The 17,937-nt window shown below is 51.8% G+C and carries 16 protein-coding genes and 1 other RNA gene; 8 read left to right on the top strand and 9 right to left on the bottom strand.

The features are described 5' to 3' along the window. Positions 1 to 37 precede the first annotated feature (37 nt). The 3 genes from KMZ15_RS03665 to KMZ15_RS03655 are packed head-to-tail and all read right to left on the bottom strand — an operon-like array spanning position 38 to position 3,462. Positions 38 to 820, bottom strand: coding sequence for a PIG-L deacetylase family protein (locus KMZ15_RS03665; protein WP_223694314.1), 783 nt, complete (start codon positions 818 to 820; stop codon positions 38 to 40). A 33-nt stretch (positions 821 to 853) separates the two neighbouring features. Continuing rightward, the gene (cutA, locus tag KMZ15_RS03660) at positions 854 to 1,183 is read right to left on the bottom strand and encodes a divalent-cation tolerance protein CutA (protein ID WP_223694311.1); all 330 of its coding nucleotides are present in this window, start codon (positions 1,181 to 1,183) and stop codon (positions 854 to 856) included. Positions 1,184 to 1,215: 32 nt separating this feature from the next. Beyond that, on the bottom strand, positions 1,216 to 3,462 hold the full coding sequence (locus KMZ15_RS03655) for a bifunctional (p)ppGpp synthetase/guanosine-3',5'-bis(diphosphate) 3'-pyrophosphohydrolase (RefSeq protein WP_223694309.1): 2,247 nt from the start codon (positions 3,460 to 3,462) through the stop codon (positions 1,216 to 1,218). Between the two features lie 154 nt (positions 3,463 to 3,616). On the opposite strand from KMZ15_RS03655, the gene KMZ15_RS03650 reads away from it, so the two are divergent. Further along, positions 3,617 to 5,290, top strand: a complete 1,674-nt coding sequence (locus KMZ15_RS03650; protein WP_223694307.1) for an electron transfer flavoprotein-ubiquinone oxidoreductase — start codon at positions 3,617 to 3,619, stop codon at positions 5,288 to 5,290. A 14-nt stretch (positions 5,291 to 5,304) separates the two neighbouring features. Here KMZ15_RS03650 and KMZ15_RS03645 read toward each other — a convergent pair whose 3' ends face one another. The 3 genes from KMZ15_RS03645 to KMZ15_RS03635 all read right to left on the bottom strand — a co-directional run bounded on the left by KMZ15_RS03645 (position 5,305) and on the right by KMZ15_RS03635 (position 9,212). Then, positions 5,305 to 6,171 (bottom strand): ABC transporter ATP-binding protein, encoded by an 867-nt coding sequence (locus KMZ15_RS03645; RefSeq protein ID WP_223694305.1) that lies wholly within the window; start codon positions 6,169 to 6,171, stop codon positions 5,305 to 5,307. After that, positions 6,144 to 7,148, bottom strand: coding sequence for an iron ABC transporter permease (locus tag KMZ15_RS03640; protein ID WP_223694303.1), 1,005 nt, complete (start codon positions 7,146 to 7,148; stop codon positions 6,144 to 6,146). Before KMZ15_RS03640 ends, KMZ15_RS03645 begins: the two co-directional genes overlap by 28 nt. Before the next feature lie 132 nt (positions 7,149 to 7,280). Further along, entirely contained in the window at positions 7,281 to 9,212 is a 1,932-nt protein-coding gene (locus tag KMZ15_RS03635; RefSeq protein ID WP_223694300.1) for a TonB-dependent receptor, read from the bottom strand. A gap of 106 nt (positions 9,213 to 9,318) precedes the next feature. Between KMZ15_RS03635 and KMZ15_RS03630 the strand changes: the two genes are divergently transcribed. The 3 genes from KMZ15_RS03630 (at position 9,319) to ssrS (ending at position 10,211) form a co-directional block, all read left to right on the top strand. Beyond that, complete coding sequence (locus KMZ15_RS03630) at positions 9,319 to 9,570, top strand: ATPase (RefSeq protein WP_223694297.1); 252 nt, start codon at positions 9,319 to 9,321, stop codon at positions 9,568 to 9,570. 34 nt (positions 9,571 to 9,604) lie between these two features. Next, on the top strand, positions 9,605 to 9,946 hold the full coding sequence (locus KMZ15_RS03625; protein ID WP_223694294.1) for a cell division protein ZapA: 342 nt from the start codon (positions 9,605 to 9,607) through the stop codon (positions 9,944 to 9,946). An 85-nt stretch (positions 9,947 to 10,031) separates the two neighbouring features. Continuing rightward, positions 10,032 to 10,211, top strand: a non-coding RNA gene (gene ssrS / locus KMZ15_RS03620) — 6S RNA. Between the two features lie 48 nt (positions 10,212 to 10,259). On the opposite strand, the gene lgt is transcribed toward ssrS, so the two are convergent. After that, positions 10,260 to 11,159, bottom strand: a complete 900-nt coding sequence (gene lgt / locus KMZ15_RS03615) for a prolipoprotein diacylglyceryl transferase (protein ID WP_223694291.1) — start codon at positions 11,157 to 11,159, stop codon at positions 10,260 to 10,262. Between the two features lie 177 nt (positions 11,160 to 11,336). Between lgt and ilvD the strand changes: the two genes are divergently transcribed. Beyond that, positions 11,337 to 13,010: a dihydroxy-acid dehydratase gene (gene ilvD, locus KMZ15_RS03610; protein WP_223694289.1), complete on the top strand. Its 1,674-nt coding sequence runs from the start codon at positions 11,337 to 11,339 to the stop codon at positions 13,008 to 13,010. A 17-nt stretch (positions 13,011 to 13,027) separates the two neighbouring features. On the opposite strand, the gene KMZ15_RS03605 is transcribed toward ilvD, so the two are convergent. Next, a complete protein-coding gene (locus tag KMZ15_RS03605; RefSeq protein WP_223694286.1) occupies positions 13,028 to 13,444 on the bottom strand; it encodes a DNA polymerase III subunit chi in 417 nt (138 codons plus the stop codon). Between the two features lie 13 nt (positions 13,445 to 13,457). Further along, the gene (locus tag KMZ15_RS03600; RefSeq protein WP_223694284.1) at positions 13,458 to 14,984 is read right to left on the bottom strand and encodes a leucyl aminopeptidase; all 1,527 of its coding nucleotides are present in this window, start codon (positions 14,982 to 14,984) and stop codon (positions 13,458 to 13,460) included. Positions 14,985 to 15,080: 96 nt separating this feature from the next. Here KMZ15_RS03600 and lptF point away from each other — a divergent pair, with 96 nt between their 5' ends. The 3 genes from lptF (at position 15,081) to KMZ15_RS03585 (ending at position 17,928) form a co-directional block, all read left to right on the top strand. Next, the gene (gene lptF, locus KMZ15_RS03595; RefSeq protein ID WP_223694282.1) at positions 15,081 to 16,178 is read left to right on the top strand and encodes an LPS export ABC transporter permease LptF; all 1,098 of its coding nucleotides are present in this window, start codon (positions 15,081 to 15,083) and stop codon (positions 16,176 to 16,178) included. Between the two features lie 30 nt (positions 16,179 to 16,208). Further along, positions 16,209 to 17,375, top strand: coding sequence for an LPS export ABC transporter permease LptG (gene lptG, locus KMZ15_RS03590; protein ID WP_223694672.1), 1,167 nt, complete (start codon positions 16,209 to 16,211; stop codon positions 17,373 to 17,375). Between the two features lie 109 nt (positions 17,376 to 17,484). Further along, complete coding sequence (locus tag KMZ15_RS03585) at positions 17,485 to 17,928, top strand: antitoxin Xre/MbcA/ParS toxin-binding domain-containing protein (RefSeq protein WP_223694279.1); 444 nt, start codon at positions 17,485 to 17,487, stop codon at positions 17,926 to 17,928. Positions 17,929 to 17,937 lie beyond the last annotated feature (9 nt).

Below are 17,937 nucleotides of genomic sequence, written 5' to 3'. Positions count from 1 at the left end.
AGATCGACTCTTGGGCAAACAACTTGGCGATCAATTTTCATTTGTGCCTCATCACATCGCTCACGCTACATGAGGGACGCCACGCGGTCGCTCGACATAGAGTACGTTGACAATGGAGCTGCCAATAGGATTCTGGCGCATGAAGGTCGGAGAGAAGATCAGCCTTGAACAAGGCAATTTGGCTGGCATAGGCACGTGTGGCAGCAGATTTGGCTTCAGCCCCTGCTGATGCGTCACCAAGCAAATTGACCTGTCGTGCTAGCAGACCTTGTGCACGCCAGTTAGACAGTCGCTCAGCAACAAGGTGGCTAGTGCATCGATAAAGCGCATCCTCGAAAAAAAACCATGGCCGCTGACCTTTTTCACGCTGGAACAATTTTAGTACTGCATCCTGTACTAATACATGATCACTATGAGACAGGCCAAATGGGGCAACTACACCAGCATCAGCATAAGTTTCAAGCACGGCAGCTAGTCGTACAGCAATATCATCCGAAGTGCACGGCGCGTTGTACTGATCATCAAAAAAATCAAGCCATACGGCTTTCGCACCCAATATATCGAGGGCGCGCTGGTCTTCTTTGCGACGCGCGCGTACCGCTTCATTCGCAGTAACAAAACCAGCACTTTGATCCCAAGATGGCGCTGGGGTACCGCATGGAGGAATGCCCGCAAATACTGTTACTACAATGGAACCAGGTGTCATGGCGAGCAGACGTCCGCAGCTAAATACGCCATCATCGAGGTGGGGTGAAATCACTAGCCAACGCTTTGCCAACTCTACCATGTCAGTCACTCTCCATTTAAATATTACTGGCATGATTCATTAACTACAGCATTGCGGAGCAGAAATCTAGGTCTCTAAAGTTTGAGTTGCTGCTGCCACCCATTGAGCATAAGCAGGGTTAGCAGAAGTAGACCAGCTGAGAATTTCAGGAGTTTGGTAAGGATGATGGCGAGCAATCCATTCTTTGAGCGCTGGCGCTATTTCTGCAGTGGTTTTAAAAAGCAGCATGATTTCTTCTGTGTCCTCAAATTTTCCTTGCCAAAAATAACGAGAATGCATTGGCGCAAATTGCGTGACACAAGCCGCTAACTGCGCATCGAGTACCTGGCGACTAAGTGTATTCGCTATCTCGGTCGAGGGTAAGGTAGTGAGGATAAGGATGACTGTATTATTCATAGACGACTCATTCGGTAGAAGATACAAACCATTTAGCTTTTACGCGTAGCGCGCAACACGCCGACTACTTCACGCAATAATGCGGCTGCCCGAGAAACCTCTGCGGTGCTTGCCACTTCAACCGTGAAGTGCATTAATGCAATAGTACGCTGGCGAACAGTTTTCACGTTAATCACATTGATCTTTTCTCGCGCGAAAACTTCCGAAATATCACGCAGTAATCCTTGGCGGTCATTCGCTGCTATCACCAGATCAACCGGATAAACCGTCGCTCCTGAGCGGCTCTGTATACCATTTGGCCAAGTCGTTTGCATCACTCGCTCAGGCATACGTTGCGCCAGATGAAGAAAACTTGCACATTGAGCACGATGAATGGATATGCCCCTAGCCCGCGTCACAAAACCTACAATTGCATCGGGCGGAGCAGGTCGACAACAGCGTGAAAATTGCGTCATCAATGCGCTCACTCCCACTACTAACACACCGCTTGAGGCACCTTGCAAGACGCTTAAATCACTGCTTTTTCTGGTCGCCAGAGCAGGTGTGCTAGTACTGTGCTCAGTATCTGGGCCAGCTAGCGCCTGCTCAATGCTGCGTGGACTCAACTCTTCTTTGCCCATTGCAACAAATAATTCTTCGGCTGACTTAAGGCCGATTTTAGCGGCTAATTCGTCTAGGTTAATAGAGGTTTTTCCTTCACGCTGTAAGGTCTTTTCAACCAGAGCGCGTCCACCCGCGATAGCTTGCTGCAAGTCAATTGCATTAAACCAAGAGCGCACTTTTTGCTTAGCCCGCGCGCTGCTTAGATACGCTAATTGCGGATTGAGCCAATCACGCGATGGGCCACCTTGTTTTACCGTGATAATCTCAACCGTCTGCCCGTTTTGCAGAGGGGTATTCAGTGGCACCATGGCTCCATCAACGCGCGCGCCGCGGCAACGATGGCCCAGTTCAGTATGCAAATAATAAGCAAAATCGATGGCGCTTGCCCCTTGCGGTAACGCCACTACATGTGCCTGCGGCGTGAGTACGTAAATGTGATCATCTAGCGCTGCTTGTTTTAATTGCTGCCAGGGTTCTTTTTCAGCCAGTGAATGTAGATCGGCATCGCGATGCGTTATATCATCCTTCCAAGCGAGTAATTGCCGCAACCAGGCGAGCTTTTCATCGTAGCGGCTCTGGGCCAGAGTTTGCCCATGATGGCTCTGAGCCCCAGTTTCTTTATAGCGCCAGTGCGCTGCAATCCCATATTCGGCAAAGCGATGCATCTCATGAGTGCGAATTTGAACTTCCAGAGCGCGGCCGCTCGCATCTAGCACGACGGTATGCAATGACTTATATCCATTCGGTTTAGGCCGCGAAATGTAATCATCAAACTCTTTTGGAATCGGCTGCCAAAGGTTATGCACAATACCCAATACGCTATAGCAATCTTTAATGTCGTTGACGATCACACGTAATGCACGCACATCATAGAGCTCAGAAAAGTCGAGTTGCTTACTGCGCATTTTGCGCCAAATACTATAGATATGCTTTGGCCGGCCAGTGACTTCGGCCTGGATGTCGGCTTTAGATAACTCAAGCTGTAGCTGAGCGACCCCTGCCGTGATATAGGTATTACGCTCAATGCGCTTTTCGTCAAGCAAGCGCGCAATGTGTTTATACGTCAGCGGGTCCTCGAAGCGAAAAGCTAAGTCTTCAAGTTCCCATTTCAGTTGCCAAATACCCAAGCGGTTAGCCAGCGGCGCGTCAAGTTCAAGTATTTCACGCGCCATTTCAAGCGCAGGCTGTGGCTGTACAGTAGAATAGTAGCGTAGTGTTTGCAGCCGGGAAGCCAGTCGGATCAGCACCACTCGCACGTCTTGAGCAAACGCTAAGACCATTTTACGCACCACTTCAACTTGTGCATGGCGAGCCGCTGCGAGATCACGGCTAGCGCGCTGCGGCGTCGCTGCAGGCGCAGTTTGGCCTCTGCTTACGCCAAGCCGCACCAGCTTGCACACATCCATCGCAAGCTGTGCAATCTCCGAGCCAAAGCGAGTTTCAAGGAGCGTGCCAGGCTCTTTTATATAAGCGATTGCATTAAAGATCACCGACGCAATCAAAGTTGGCCGATCTACATTGAGCGTTTCGATAATACGCACGGTACCCCGTGCATGATCAAGCACCGACTCTCCCGAGTGCACTCTAAATGCACCCGCGTGTTCCTGTACGAAGGCCAGCGCATCATCAAGCTCAGCAGCGTCCGCTGCCGGCTGAAAAAAAATCTCGTTATTCATCGTGAAACAGGAGGATAAACATAACTTTCCTCGCCCAAAAAAGCCAGATTAACAGAATATTACTGTGTCACAGCTTACTGATTGCTTGCGGTAGAAGGCTACTTCCAGCACAATATTGTTCGCAAAAACGAATCACTATTCGCCGTGGAAAGCTATGTCATCTACCCCCTTTACTGAACAATACGGCCAGCGCGAATCGATGGAATATGATGTAGTCATTGTTGGCGGCGGTCCAGCAGGACTCACGGCAGCCATTCATCTGAAACAACTCGCGCAGCAAAAAGGCACTGAAATTAGCGTGTGCGTACTTGAAAAAGGCTCAGAAATCGGCGCCCATATTGTGTCCGGCGCAGTGATGGATCCGCGCGCGCTGAGCGAATTATTTGCCGATTGGAAAGAACGGGGGGCGCCACTCGAAACGCCCGTCACGGAAGACCGTTTTCTATTTTTGACCAGCCAACGGGCTTATCAAGTACCTAACTGGATGCTGCCTGCAACGTTTAAAAACCATGGCAACTATCTGATTAGCCTGGCCAATGTTGTACGCTGGCTCGGCCGCCAGGCTGAAGCGCTCGGCGTTGAAATTTTCCCAGGTTTCGCTGCTGCCGAAATTTTATATGGCGACGATGGCGCTGTCAAAGGTGTAGCAACAGGCAATCTGGGCGTTGGCCGTGATGGCAAACCTAATGAGCAATTCCAGCTTGGCATGGAGCTCCATGCCAAGTACACGCTTTTTTGCGAGGGCGCACGTGGGCATCTTGGCCGCCAATTACAAGAAAAATACCGGCTCAACGCCCATAGTGACCCGCAAGTCTATGGGCTGGGTATTAAAGAATTATGGGAAGTCCCGGCCGCACAGCATCAACCTGGACTCGTCATCCATACAGCCGGCTGGCCGCTTGATCACACGACTTACGGCGGCTCTTTTCTTTACCATATGGCAAATCGGCAAATTGCCATCGGCCTAGTGGTTGGATTAGGCTATGAAAATCCTTATCTTTCGCCCTTTGAAGAGTTTCAGCGCTATAAAACACACCCAGCGATTCGTGCCTTTCTGGCTGGTGGCAAACGTATTTCATATGGCGCCCGTGCGATCGCTGCCGGCGGGCTAATGTCTTTACCACAGTTGGTCTTTCCAGGTGGGGCGCTGGCTGGCTGCGAGGCAGGTTTTTTGAATGCAGCGCGCATTAAAGGCAGCCATGCTGCGATTAAAAGTGCCATGCTGCTAGCGGTCGCGACCTTCGAGGCGATCGCCAGCGGTCGGCAATCTGATATCTTAGAGGACTATCCACAGGCCTTTAAACGTTCTTGGCTTTACCAAGAACTGCACCGCGCCCGCAATTTCAAGCAATGGATGAGCAAAGGACTCACGTTAGGGACCGTCATGACCGGTCTTGAACACAAACTACTCGGCGGCAAAGTACCTTGGACCCTACACCATCGGCACGCTGATCATACTTGCCTAAAGCCCGCGTCACAATGCAAGCCCATCGATTATCCCAAGCCAGACGGTAAGCTGACCTTTGATCGGCTTTCTTCGGTTTTTATTTCGAACACCAATCACGCAGAAAACCAGCCCGCTCACCTGACGTTGAAAGATCCGACGGTGCCAAGCAACGTGAATTTACCGCGCTATGCAGGGCCAGAAGCCCGCTATTGCCCTGCTGCTGTATACGAATTTGTGACAGGCAGCGATGGCGAGCAGCATTTACAAATCAATGCGCAAAATTGCGTGCATTGCAAGACTTGCGATATTAAAGACCCTACGCAAAATATTGTATGGATCACGCCAGAAGGCGGCGGCGGACCCAATTATCCCAATATGTGATTGCTCTCTGAAGATTAAACGGGTACCAGCGCTTCTTGCTCAGCGTCTCGCAACAGCCTAAAGGGATGATTAAACACGCGGCTAACTAGCCTGGGTGAGAGAATGTCCTGCACTAGGCCGCTATATGCAGATCCTTTGCCGTCGAGTAAAAGGGCATGGGTTGCAAAACGACGAGCCAAATTTAAGTCATGGCATGAGAATATGACTGTGCGTGGCGCACCCCCCACCCAACTCCGTAAGTGTTGTAGGCAATCGATTTGGTAAGGTAGATCTAAATGCGCCAGCGGCTCATCCAGCAACAGCAATGGCGCCTCCTGGCAAAGCACGGCAGCTAATGCAACCCGCTGCCGTTCGCCCCCCGAGAGTGACATCACATCACGCGTAGCCAGCGGCGCTAAACCGAAGATATCGAGTGCCGCCCACGCGGCCAAGTGATCTTCAGCCGTCTCCCAACCCCAACCCACCAGGTGAGGATAACGACCCAGTAACACGATTTCCAATACCCTGGCGCTAAATATATCTTGCTGGGTTTGCGGCAACCATGCCCGCCGCCGCGCAAGCGCCGCGGCTGGCCATAAAGAGAGTGCACGACCGTCGAGCTCAATCATGCCCTGCCAAGCTTGATGCAAACCCGCCAAACTTTCGATTAAAGTCGTTTTGCCTGCGCCATTAGGTCCGGCAATGCACCATATTTGACCCGGCAAAAAGCCTTGCCCTAAGCCGGCAACAAGCGTGCGAGAACCTCGTGCCAGCGTAAGATCACGCACCGTCAAAGCACCTTTCACTAGAGAACTCGCCTGTGCCTCGGGCGCAGTCGCCGCACCAACAGCCGCGCCCTCTTGCCGTTGATCATTCATCGCCGCTCGCTGGCTAGCAACCATAAAAAGACCGGTACCCCAATCAGTGCCGTGATCGCACCCAACGGCAATTGAACTGGAGCCACCACGGTACGAGCAACTAGATCTGCCATCATCGTCAATGCCCCACCCGCTAGGGCCGCAGCCGGCAGCAACATGCGCTGATCATTGCCCAATAAGAGCCGCACTCCATGCGGCACCACCAGGCCAATAAATCCAACGCTCCCCGCCGTACTGACTGCCGCCGCGGTAGCCAGCGACGCCAGCCAATAAATGCGCCGCCGCAAGGGCACAACGGCAACCCCTAGCGCATACGCCGTAGCTTCGCCACGCAACAATACATTCAATTGGGTGGCGACACTTAAACTCACCACTAGCACCCCCGCTAGCACGATTAGTGCAAACCAGCCATGAGCGGCGCTACTCAAATCTCCGACCAGCCAGAACACCATGCCACGCAAGGCACGCTCCGGTGCAAGCGTCATTAAAAGGATAATCAATGCGCCCCAACCCGTTGCTAGCACAACCCCCGTTAACAGTAAGCGCGACGAGGCAACATGCGATGCGCGCTGCAACCACGTACGCCGCGTAGCAAACAGTAGCATCATAATCGCGGCAAGCGCTCCAGCAAACGCACAAAGATTGATATAAAGAGTAGGCAACGACAGCATCATCGCGCCCAAAGCAAAACTGGCCGCGCCACCCGATACGCCTAACACGTAAGGATCAGCCAGGGGATTACGCAACAGGATTTGCAACAACGCGCCCGCCACCGACAATAATGCGCCACAAGCAAAACCTGCTACGGCACGAGGTATACGCACAGTATGCACAATTTGTGCCGCGACACTATCTTCATCGCCGAAACAAACGCGCAACAATTGCGCCACAGACAAAGTGACACTGCCGGTTGCCAGCGAAGCCAAAAATACAGTAACGGCAAGCAATAAGAGTACAGACCAGATGATTACTGCACGTCGTAATGTCATAGTTTTGATCATTTTTTTAATGCATATTTTTACAATTTATGCAACAAAGTGGGTGCACAGTCTGCGTCAAGGTCATGCCCCCAAATCCTTGTCAAGCCTAGCCTCAGCGGCAACAATCGGAGCTTGCTTAAACGTATAGCGCGCTTAACGTTGCTGCCAACCCAACGTAAAATATATCCCACGGGGTACTGCTCGATACGCGTAAGCCAGTTCATGGTCTTTATTTAATACATTCTCAATCCGAGTTGCCGCGTACCATGAGCGAGACAAATCATAACGCGCGTTTAAGTTCACTACCCCATAGCCGCCCAGCACAGCGCCGTTGTCATAACGCCGGCTGCTGGTCAACCACATGCCGCCCACTCGCCAATCACCCAGTTGACGAGTCGCGAGAAGGCTCGCAAAATGCCGCGCCCGGCGTGGCAGATCCCGTTTATGCACTTCATCAATGGCGCGTTGCGTGGTCAGCGAGGCGCGTATGCGCGTGCCTCGCACACGTCCGGACCACGATGCTTCAAGTCCTTGCACCCGCGCGCGGCCAATATTTTGAGCTTGGTACAGGTTGGCCAGCTTAGGCAACTGTATCGTAGCGGGTTTGATTGGCGCCGCTTCAATCAAGTCATCATAGCGTGTCTGAAATACGTTCACGCGTGCCATGCCCCATTGATCTGAACTATGTTCGATGCCCGCCTCCACCGAATGACTAGATTCAGGCTGAAGTTTGAGATTGCCATAGTGCGGGTAATATAAATCATTAAAAGAGGGGACGCGAAAAGCACTGGAATAACTGGTTGTGAATTTCCAATGGGGATTAAAGTAATAGCCGTAACCGGCATAATAACTATCTGCGCCCCCAAAATTTGTATAGTGATCACGCCGCACATTCAATTGGAGTTGATGCGCGCCAAAGCCAGCCTGATAACCCGCAAAAGTGGCGTGCACATGCCGGCTAGCAGCTGCATAAAGACTTGCATCCAGGTTTTGCTGCAGGTATTCATAGCCAAACTGTAGCCGCTGCCTTGGCCGCAGAGTCAGTTCATTTTGCCAGGTAAGCTGGCGATTGGTTGTGCTAAAGCGGTTATCGAATATGCCATTTAGCCAATTCAGGTTTTGCTCGTGACCGTTGGCCATCATCAGCGAAGTGCGCCAAGATTCGCTCAACTGGCCGGCAACAAAGACCGATAAAGCCCGCACCCGGTTATTGGCTAAATTGAAGTCCGTGGGGTAGCCATAGGCCTGGTCAGAACCCACCGTCCCGTGTGATTGATAAAATCGTATCCCGGCTAGCCAAGCTGGGTTAAAGCGATGCTTAAGCGCCGCCGTTATACTTTCATCAAAAAAATCATAGGCATTCGGATGAGCCGGCTGCAGTCGTTTTGTGTTAGGCGATGCCAAGCCTTCTGTTTTCAAGCGCGAGCCATGAAGACTAAAGGTGGTAGCACCGGCCGTATCCAGTACGCCACTGATGCCTGCTTGCTGATGCTGGGTATGATGACTCCCCATTTCCGCCAAAAAATTTAATTTGGGTGGCTGCTGACCGCCTGCTTTGGTGAAAATGTGTACCACGCCGCCAATTGCATTGGAGCCATAAAGCGCTGAGACATTGCCACTCACCACTTCGACCCGCTCAAACTGAGCCAACATCAACTGCGCTAGCTGCGTGCTACCCAGGCTAGCTGAATCAACCCGCACCCCATCGATCAGGACCAGAGTTTGCGTTGCAGCGGCACCACGCAAAAAAAGGCTACTGGTCGCACCAGGCCCACCATTTCTCACCACCTGGGCCCCCGCGACAGCAGGCAATAATGCGGGCAAATCAAGCGCGCCACTATCGACTAGATCCTGCTGACTGAATGATGTCGTCGACGCCAGCGTATGAGTCAACGGTGGCGCAATACGCGCGGCCGTCACCACCACTTGGGCCAACCAAGGGCGCTTGACCGGCTGTGGTTGGCCGGCAGCCACGGTAACGGTGCCCATTTTCTCGACATTCAATTGAGTTGTATTGGCGCACACCAACTGTGGCCACGCCATTAAGATGACACAAATCAGCGATACTGCTATCGCTGCTAGCATAGAATGAGCATACGCTATTTTATAGCTAACGCTGTTTCTCTTCGTGCAAATTGCCTCAATACGATTTGATGCGGTTAAAATATTCCGACTTCCAAGGATGCAGCTCATGCTTAACGAAATAGACTCTTTACGACAAAATATTGGTCGGCTGATCATGTTGATCGACCGCTACCGCCAACAATGGCAAGATTTAACACAACAATTGGAACAAACCCAAGCGGCACTCGCCGCCACGCGCTTAACACTTGAACAAACCTGCAGTGAACGCGATGCGCTCACCAGCAAAATCGAAGAGGCTCAGCTTCAACTCAATGCTATCCTTACAAAGTTACCGCCTGCCCTAACCTCTGAGATTTAATCTCATCTTTCTAGATAAACACCAGTAAGTGCTCATGACAAACAAGCAAATCGAAGTCCAAATATTAGGTCAGCCATACCGACTCGCCTGTTCAGCAGAGAACGAAGCGGCCTTATTGGAGGCCGCTACACGGGTTGATGCAGAAATGACAAAGGTGCGCACTCATAGTGCTGCGCGCGGCACTGACCGAATTGCCGTCATGGCAGCGATCTCGCTCGCCTCCGAGCTTTTATTACTGCAACGTAGCGTACGCCAAAGTGAGGCATTCCCTACAGAGGAAATTCGACGTACAATGCAACGTATGAATCAACGGATTACGGCCACGATTGAGCAGCATGAGCTAAGCACGCCACTGCTCAACACTGACCCAACGTGATCTGAACCCCGCAGTAGAGGTAGGCATCATATACGAGAGAGCCGCTTTTTAATGTGCTTAAAGGTTAAATGACATAATTTAAAGTTTTTCCCTGCCTGGTTTGCGAAGACCCTATACTCTTTGAACCAATGCGATACGCAACGGTTGCGGAAATTTGTGACATGGGCGTGCGCATCACTCGTTTGATGCGCTCAAAGTGTCACTAACTGCGACCATCTTGAACCCAGGTTCAGGATGCCGGTCTAGCGGCTAAGGCGGGGATTTTATAGCACGGCACCGAATCCTCGGTGCCGTTTTTTTTATCCTCTCAATTTCACTGCCTGGCAACTGGGGGCGTGCGTTGCCCACCCCGATACACGTAAGCCAAGACACCAATGCCAACGACGATCATCGGTACGGATAGCCACTGCCCCAATGACCAACCAAGCGTTAATAAACCTAGAAAGTCATCTGGCTCACGCATAAACTCAACCAGAAAACGCGCGCAGCCATAGCCAATCAAGAATACCGCCGAGATCGCCCCAACCGGCCTGGTTTTGCGTGCAAACAGCCAAACCATCACAAACAGTGCGAGCCCTTCAAGCGCCACCTCATACAACTGGGATGGATGACGCGGTAATGCCTGGTAGTGGTCAAAGATGACCTGTAACCCGCCGGCCACGGCTTGTTGCGGATGACTCAACAACCAACTACGATCTGCGTGCGCTGCCTGTGGGAATAGCATGGCCCAAGGCGCATCAGGTGCGCTGACCCGGCCCCACAATTCACCATTAATAAAATTACCGAAACGACCAGCCGCCAGCCCAGCGGGTACCAGCGGCGCCATAAAATCAGTCACCTCCAACCAGCGGCGCTGAGATTGGCGCGCAAAAAGAAACAGGGCGAAGCTAACGCCAATAAAACCGCCATGAAATGACATGCCGCCTTCCCACACTTTAAAAATATCCAGTGGGTGGGCTAGATAAAAGCTGGCCTTATAAAACAAAACGTAGCCAAGTCGACCACCCACAATAGTGCCTAGCACGGCGTAAAACATCAGGTCATCTAGCGCCTTCGCACTCCAGCCTTGGGCGGCAACCTGCGGCAAGCGTAAGCGCCAGCGGCCAAGCCCAATCGCGGCCATAAAAGCCAGCAAATACATCAAGCCATACCAGCGTATAGCAAGTGGCCCCAGCTGCAGCGCAATCGGGTCGAATTGTGGATGGATCAGCATAACTTGACCTCTAAACCATTAAAAAAGCGCATTATAGTATTTGACATCGATAAAAAGAGTCTTCATTCTTATGCTGGCCCTATTTATTACGGAGTAATCGCAAGTTCATCACGGCGCGCCTACTGTTTAGCGCCGTTGGTCTTGTTTTTGCCGATTCTTTTTCTGAAAGGAAAATCCATGCCTCACAATCCACGCTCACGCCATATAACGCAAGGTATCGAGCGCGCGCCAAACCGGTCGATGTATTACGCGCTTGGCTATCAAAAAGAAGATTTCGATAAACCGATGATTGGCGTAGCCAATGGCCATTCTACGATCACGCCTTGTAATGCCGGCTTGCAACCTCTAGCAGATGCGGCCGTTAATGCCATTCAAGCGGCCAGCGCCAATGCGCAAATTTTTGGCACACCGACCATTTCCGATGGCATGTCGATGGGAACCGAAGGCATGAAATATTCGTTGGTCTCGCGCGAAGTGATTGCCGACTGTATTGAGACAGCGGTGCAAGGCCAATGGATGGATGGCGTCGTGGTGATTGGCGGCTGTGATAAAAATATGCCAGGCGGGATGATCGCACTGGCGCGGATCAATGTTCCCGGAATTTATGTCTATGGCGGCACGATCAAGCCTGGCCATTGGCATGGTCAAGATTTAACCATCATTTCGTCGTTTGAAGCGGTGGGTGAATTTATGGCTGGCCGCATCAACCAAGAAGATTTTGAGGGAATTGAGCGTAATGCTTGTCCCAGCACTGGCTCATGTGGCGGGATGTATACCGCGAATACCATGAGTTCATCCTTTGAGGCCTTAGGCATGTCATTGCTGTACTCCTCAACCATGGCTAACCCAGATCAAGAAAAAATAGAGTCCGCCGCGGCCTCGGCACGAGTCTTGGTTGAAGCCGTCAAACGCGATTTAAAGCCGCGCGACATTATCACCAAAAAATCGATCGAAAATGCCGTCTCTGTGGTCATGGCAACGGGTGGCTCAAGCAACGCTGTCCTGCATTACTTGGCGATTGCCCATGCCGCCGAAATTGACTGGAGCATAGATGATTTTGAGCGTATCCGTCAGCGCGTTCCCGTGATTTGTAACCTCAAACCGTCTGGTCAGTATGTGGCAACCGATTTGCATCAAGCAGGCGGTATTCCGCAAGTCATGAAGATTTTATTAAACGCGGGCTTATTGCATGGCGATTGCATCACCATTACCGGCGCTACACTCGCTGAAGAATTGGCCGCTGTACCGGATACGCCTCGTGCCGAACAAAAGGTGATCTTCCCACTTGAAAAAGCCTTGTATCAGAAAGGTCATCTGGCGATCTTAAAAGGCAATTTAGCGCCGGATGGCGCTGTCGCGAAAATCAGCGGCCTCAAAAATCCTGTGATCACGGGCCCGGCTCGTGTGTTTGATGACGAACAAAGCGCGCTGGCGGCAATCCTGGCCGACCGTATTCAAGCGGGCGATATCCTGGTGTTACGCTATCTTGGTCCGCAAGGGGGTCCCGGTATGCCGGAAATGCTCAGCCCCACTTCTGCTCTCATCGGCAAAGGCTTAGGTGAGTCAGTCGGCTTAATCACCGATGGCCGCTTTTCTGGCGGGACCTGGGGCCTGGTGGTTGGACACGTGGCGCCTGAAGCATTTGTTGGCGGTGTGATCGGCCTCGCCCAAGAAGGCGACTCAATTACCATCGATGCCCATCAGTTACTGCTACAACTCAATCTTGATGAGGCTGAACTGAAGCGCCGACGGGCTGCGTGGCAACAACCCGCACCGCGCTATACGCGCGGCGTACTGGCAAAATACGCGACCCTCGCACTACCCGCCAATCGAGGCGCTGTCACGGGCTAAATTTCAGCTTATGCCTCTTAATCTCCTCGCTTGTAATTGTTAGGCTGATAGCCGTGCTCACGATAAAAGCGATAACGTTTACGCGCAGCGGCGAGCTCGTTAGCGCCGCTGCCGACGACTTCAAGCACGCGCGTAAAATGAGCAAAATGAGGCGGCACAACAGTCCCAAGATTGAGCAGCAGCCGGCCATATAATGCCGGCTTCACCTCGCTTGCCAACACAATCGGGGTGGCTAGACAGCGGGCATCATCATCCATACAATGCGGGATGAACTCAAGCGCGGCGAACGTCCACAAGCGAGTGTCAAAAGTACGCAAAAGCGCCGGCTCAGCAATCACCAATAATTGCTGTCCTGCTGCATAGACTTTGCGCGCCAGCCGACACGCATAGTCAAGCTGGTCGCCCACATGCGTATGAAAATCAATTTGTATCATAGTGGCTAAACAATTAGCGGGTTGCGCGCTCAATCAAAAATTGCGTCAAGAGCGGCACGGGCCGCCCAGTGGCGCCCTTAGCTGCGCCACTTTTCCATGCCGTGCCAGCAATATCCAAGTGCGCCCAAGAGTACGCTTGCGTGAAGCGAGCTAAAAAGCAGGCAGCCGTCACACTACCGGCAGGACGCCCACCAATGTTTGCCATATCGGCGAAATTTGATTTCAGCTGTTCTTGATATTCGTCATCAAGCGGCATACGCCAGATCGGGTCAACCGAGGTGGCAGCGGCCGCCAACAATTCATTGGCGAGCGCATCTTCTTTTGCATATAAGCCACTATGATGATGGCCCAGCGCAATCACGCAAGCACCGGTTAACGTCGCAATGTCGATCACCAGCGCCGGTTTAAAGCGTTCAACATAAGTCAGCGCGTCACACAAAATCAGGCGCCCTTCAGCATCCGTATTCAAGACTTCAATGGTCTGTCCTGACATGCTGGTCACAATATCGCCGGGTTTATAGGCATTGCCTGCCGGCATGTTTTCGCAACTCGGAATCACCACGATCAGATTTAACTTCAACCCCATTTCGGCAACGGCACGCAACGTGCCCAGGGCGGCGGCAGCACCACACATATCGTACTTCATTTCATCCATGCCTTCGCCTGGTTTCAGCGAAATCCCACCCGCATCGAAAGTAATACCTTTGCCCACCAGCACGATCGGCTTGGTTTTTGCGGCAGCGCCTTGATAATGCAGCACGATCAATTTCGGTGGTTCAGTTGAACCTTTGGCAACCGATAAGAAAGCGCCCATTTTCAGGGTTTCCAACTGTTTTTGCCCCAGTACCTCGGCTTTTAATGCAAACTCGTGGGCGAGCTCTTTGGCCGTCTGCGCCAAGTAAGTGGGGGTGCAGATATTACCCGGCAAGTTGGCTAAATCACGCGCAAAATCCATGCCACTGGCAAGCGCAACACCTTGTTTAGCCGAAGCCTTTGCGCTTTTTTCGTCGGCCGCGTTCACCGTGATGATGATTTTCTGGGGCCTAGGCTGACTTGCTTCAGCTTGGCTTTTTAGCTGAGTAAATTGGTAGACTATTTCACGCGTTAAGCAAATAGACAAACGTACCCCCCTAGCCACATCAACTTCGCTGCTACATTCTTGGACGAGCGTCCAAAGTAGGGTTTTTACTTGTGGCACAAACAGGGGGCTAGCCAAAAGTACGCGCGCAGCTGCCCGCACTGCTTGCGCAAAAATTTTGGCGTTAAAGTTCTCACGTTGACCAAGGCCTACGACTAATACGCGGGCCGCGCTGACACCGACTGTCTCGTGCAACATCCACGCCTTGCCGCACTTACCGTTGATCTCTCCGGCCTTCACCAGCTGACCAATTGAACCCTTCATGGCTTGATCGATTTGTTGCGCCACGCCGAGCAAAGGACTGCCCTCAAAGATTCCAATTACAATACAGCTAGACTGCGCGCGCAGCATTTCAGTTTGAGCAACACTATTCCAGTTGCAGGCTTTTATGCTAAAGTCCATCGCGCTCCCCTTGGATAAATTTCAGTTTGATTTGAATTAAACCGTAATTATCCGCTATTTTCCTTCGTCGCTGCCTGCAGAGCAGCTGCAATAGACATGATTTTCGAACGTTCCCTGCAACGCGAGCTTGCATATACGGCTCTTGCGGTATTTATGGTGCTACTAACGATTATGTTAGCCACCATGATGATTCGCATTGTCGGCTTTGCCGCTTCAGGCCAAGTCGATCCGCGCGACGTACTGTCGCTGATTGGTCTTACCGTGATTGGCTACCTAGCGGTCATGCTGATTGTGACGCTGTTTGTCTCAATCTTGTTTGTACTCACCCGTTGGTACCGAGATTCGGAAATGGTTGTCTGGATGTCATCGGGGGTTAGCCTGACGCATTTGGTCAAGCCGATTGCGGTTTTTTCTGCGCCGCTGATTGCCGCCATTGCGTTTTTCGCTTTTGTCGGCTGGCCCTGGTCAAACGAACAAAGCAAGCTCTTGCGCGAGCATTTCGCGCAGCGCGACGAGGTATCATTACTCGCCCCAGGCCAGTTTCGGGAATCTCCGTCCAACCAACGGGTTTTTTTTATTGAAAGCATCTCGCCTGATGCCACCCAGGTACGCAATGTTTTTGTCAGCAGTACCGAAAATGGCAAAGTCAGTATTGTCGTTTCAAGCCAGGGACATATTCTGACCCAACCCGACGGCGAGCGCTTTGTCGTCCTTGAAAACGGCCGGCGCTACGATGGTCAACCTGGCCAGCCTGATTACCGCATTATGTCGTTTGAACGCTATGGCGTACGCATTGGCGAACAGCGCTTTGTCAACACGCCAACCTCGACCAGTACTTCAACCCCGCAGCTCATCCGCCAACCCAGTTTAGTGAATCTAGCAGAACTCGCATGGCGCGCGGGGTTGCCTTTGATTGCCATCAATCTGATGCTACTCGCCATTCCGTTGGCGTATCAAAATCCCCGCCGCAGCCGCACCATTAATCTCGTGATGGCGGTGTTAATTTACCTGACCTATTCTAATTTTCTGAATTTAATGCAATCATGGATTGAACAAGGAAAGATCTCATTCAGTGTGGGTCTATGCATTTTGCACCTCATCGCCGCCGCCGTAGTCGTGCTGCTTTTTTGGTTACGCACACGCCACCGGCCATTGCTGAGCTATCTGTCCCTGGCTAGATCTAAAGAGAAATAAATCATGTCTGCTCCGTCAATGCCAACTGCTCTGTTGGTGTATGAAAGTTATTTCGCGCGCCAGATATATTTGGCGTTCGGCTTTGTGCTATTTGCATTTTCTGGGCTCTTCTTCTTTTTTGATCTGATTAGCGAATTAAACTCGATTGGGCAGCACAATTATAAATTTGGTTATGCCGTTATACGCGTAGCCTTACTCGCCCCATCTCGCTTGTACGAGATTATTCCCGTGGCGGCACTGATTAGCGCGATTTATGTCTTTGCCACCATGGCCGCCAATTCGGAATTCACTATCTTTCGCATTTGCGGCCTCTCAACCCGGCGCGCGCTCGGCTCCCTCATGAAAATCGGCGTGCCACTTGTCACCGCCACATTTTTATTTGGTGAAGTGATCAGCCCTTATGCAGACCAATTATCCGAGCGTGTACGGCTCGAGGCATTGGGCGCCTCTGTCTCATCGAATTTTCAGTCTGGGGTCTGGGTCAAAGATACGCTCAACAATGACGGTGAAGGTCGTCCAGTGATGCGCTTTGTGAATGTTGGCAAGCTCATGCCAGATACCACGATTCGCGATGTACGGATTTATGAATTCGACCATCAATTCCAGTTAACCGATGTGCGCGTTGCCGAGCGTGGGCAGTTTATAGCGCCAGATCATTGGCAGCTCACTGAGGTAACGGCAACTCACTTATTTAAAGCTGCGACGTTGCCGCCGCCAAGCAATGCTCCCAATCAACAAGTAGACCTGCTACAACCGCTGTACCACGCTGAGCAAGCGGCTCTGCCGGAATACTTAATGCGCTCGCAGCTGACCCCACAGATTCTGTCGGTGCTGCTGGTGTCCCCCGACCGGATGTCAATGCTGGATTTATTTTCATATATTCGCCACCTACAAGAAAATCACCAAGATACGCAGCGTTATGAAATTGCCTTATGGCGCAAATTTTTCTATCCATTCACCGTCTGGGTCATGCTTGCGCTCTCCTTACCTTTTGCCTATTTGCATACCCGTGCTGGTGTGGTCGGCATTAAAGTATTTGGCGGCATCATGCTAGGCATGAGTTTTCAGCTCATCAATACACTGTTCTCGCATATTGGCATCCTAAATACATGGCCAGCTGCGCTGACCGCGGCCACGCCTAGCCTGATTTATATTGCGTTTGGCTTAATCGCATTGCGTCGGGTTGACCGGCACTAAACGCCCCCCATACTTGAAAAAGCTCAACTTTGAAGCGCGCCTCAGAGCACTCGCTATTTATGCCAAAATTGCGTACACTATATCCATAGTGGCATAGAAGGAGTGCATCATGAAACCTGTGGCAGCGAATATTTCGACTGGGACTTTACTAGGCGGCGTCGCGGTGCTGAGCCAATTGCCTGGTTCAGCGCTAGAATGGGTGAACATGATTCGGCGGGGGATTTCATCCGGTGCGGTCGACTCAATGCTGAAATCCATCGGTCTGTCACAAGCAGAACTTGCCTCCGCCCTGGCTATTCCAGAGCGTACGCTTGCTCGACGTAAACGAGAAGGCATCCTGAGCAGCGAAGAGTCAGCCAAACTCCTGAGACTCGCCCGCATCGTCGTGCGCGCCACGCAGGTTTTTGAAGACCTAACGATTGCTACCAATTGGCTTAAATCTCCGGCCCCCGCTTTTGGCGGTATGACTCCGCTGAGTCTGGTCGACACCGATATCGGTGCTGACAGTGTATTAGACACCTTAGGCCGGATCGAGCAAGGGGTATTTTTCTAACCGCCTGTG

The sequence above is a fragment of the Mycoavidus sp. HKI genome (assembly GCF_020023735.2).
Classification (GTDB): Bacteria; Pseudomonadota; Gammaproteobacteria; order Burkholderiales; family Burkholderiaceae; genus Mycoavidus.
The sequence above is the reverse complement of the archived record's forward strand: the minus strand, read 5'-3'. Positions and strand labels throughout refer to the sequence as shown.

Coding starts and splice junctions, on each gene's coding strand:
- KMZ15_RS03665 (WP_223694314.1), bottom strand. CDS start 820: ATGCCAGTAATATTTAAATGGAGAGTGACTGACATGGTAGAGTTGGCA.
- cutA (WP_223694311.1), bottom strand. CDS start 1,183: ATGAATAATACAGTCATCCTTATCCTCACTACCTTACCCTCGACCGAG.
- KMZ15_RS03655 (WP_223694309.1), bottom strand. CDS start 3,462: ATGAATAACGAGATTTTTTTTCAGCCGGCAGCGGACGCTGCTGAGCTT.
- KMZ15_RS03650 (WP_223694307.1), top strand. CDS start 3,617: ATGTCATCTACCCCCTTTACTGAACAATACGGCCAGCGCGAATCGATG.
- KMZ15_RS03645 (WP_223694305.1), bottom strand. CDS start 6,171: ATGGTTGCTAGCCAGCGAGCGGCGATGAATGATCAACGGCAAGAGGGC.
- KMZ15_RS03640 (WP_223694303.1), bottom strand. CDS start 7,148: ATGATCAAAACTATGACATTACGACGTGCAGTAATCATCTGGTCTGTA.
- KMZ15_RS03635 (WP_223694300.1), bottom strand. CDS start 9,212: ATGCTAGCAGCGATAGCAGTATCGCTGATTTGTGTCATCTTAATGGCG.
- KMZ15_RS03630 (WP_223694297.1), top strand. CDS start 9,319: ATGCTTAACGAAATAGACTCTTTACGACAAAATATTGGTCGGCTGATC.
- KMZ15_RS03625 (WP_223694294.1), top strand. CDS start 9,605: ATGACAAACAAGCAAATCGAAGTCCAAATATTAGGTCAGCCATACCGA.
- lgt (WP_223694291.1), bottom strand. CDS start 11,159: ATGCTGATCCATCCACAATTCGACCCGATTGCGCTGCAGCTGGGGCCA.
- ilvD (WP_223694289.1), top strand. CDS start 11,337: ATGCCTCACAATCCACGCTCACGCCATATAACGCAAGGTATCGAGCGC.
- KMZ15_RS03605 (WP_223694286.1), bottom strand. CDS start 13,444: ATGATACAAATTGATTTTCATACGCATGTGGGCGACCAGCTTGACTAT.
- KMZ15_RS03600 (WP_223694284.1), bottom strand. CDS start 14,984: ATGGACTTTAGCATAAAAGCCTGCAACTGGAATAGTGTTGCTCAAACT.
- lptF (WP_223694282.1), top strand. CDS start 15,081: ATGATTTTCGAACGTTCCCTGCAACGCGAGCTTGCATATACGGCTCTT.
- KMZ15_RS03585 (WP_223694279.1), top strand. CDS start 17,485: ATGAAACCTGTGGCAGCGAATATTTCGACTGGGACTTTACTAGGCGGC.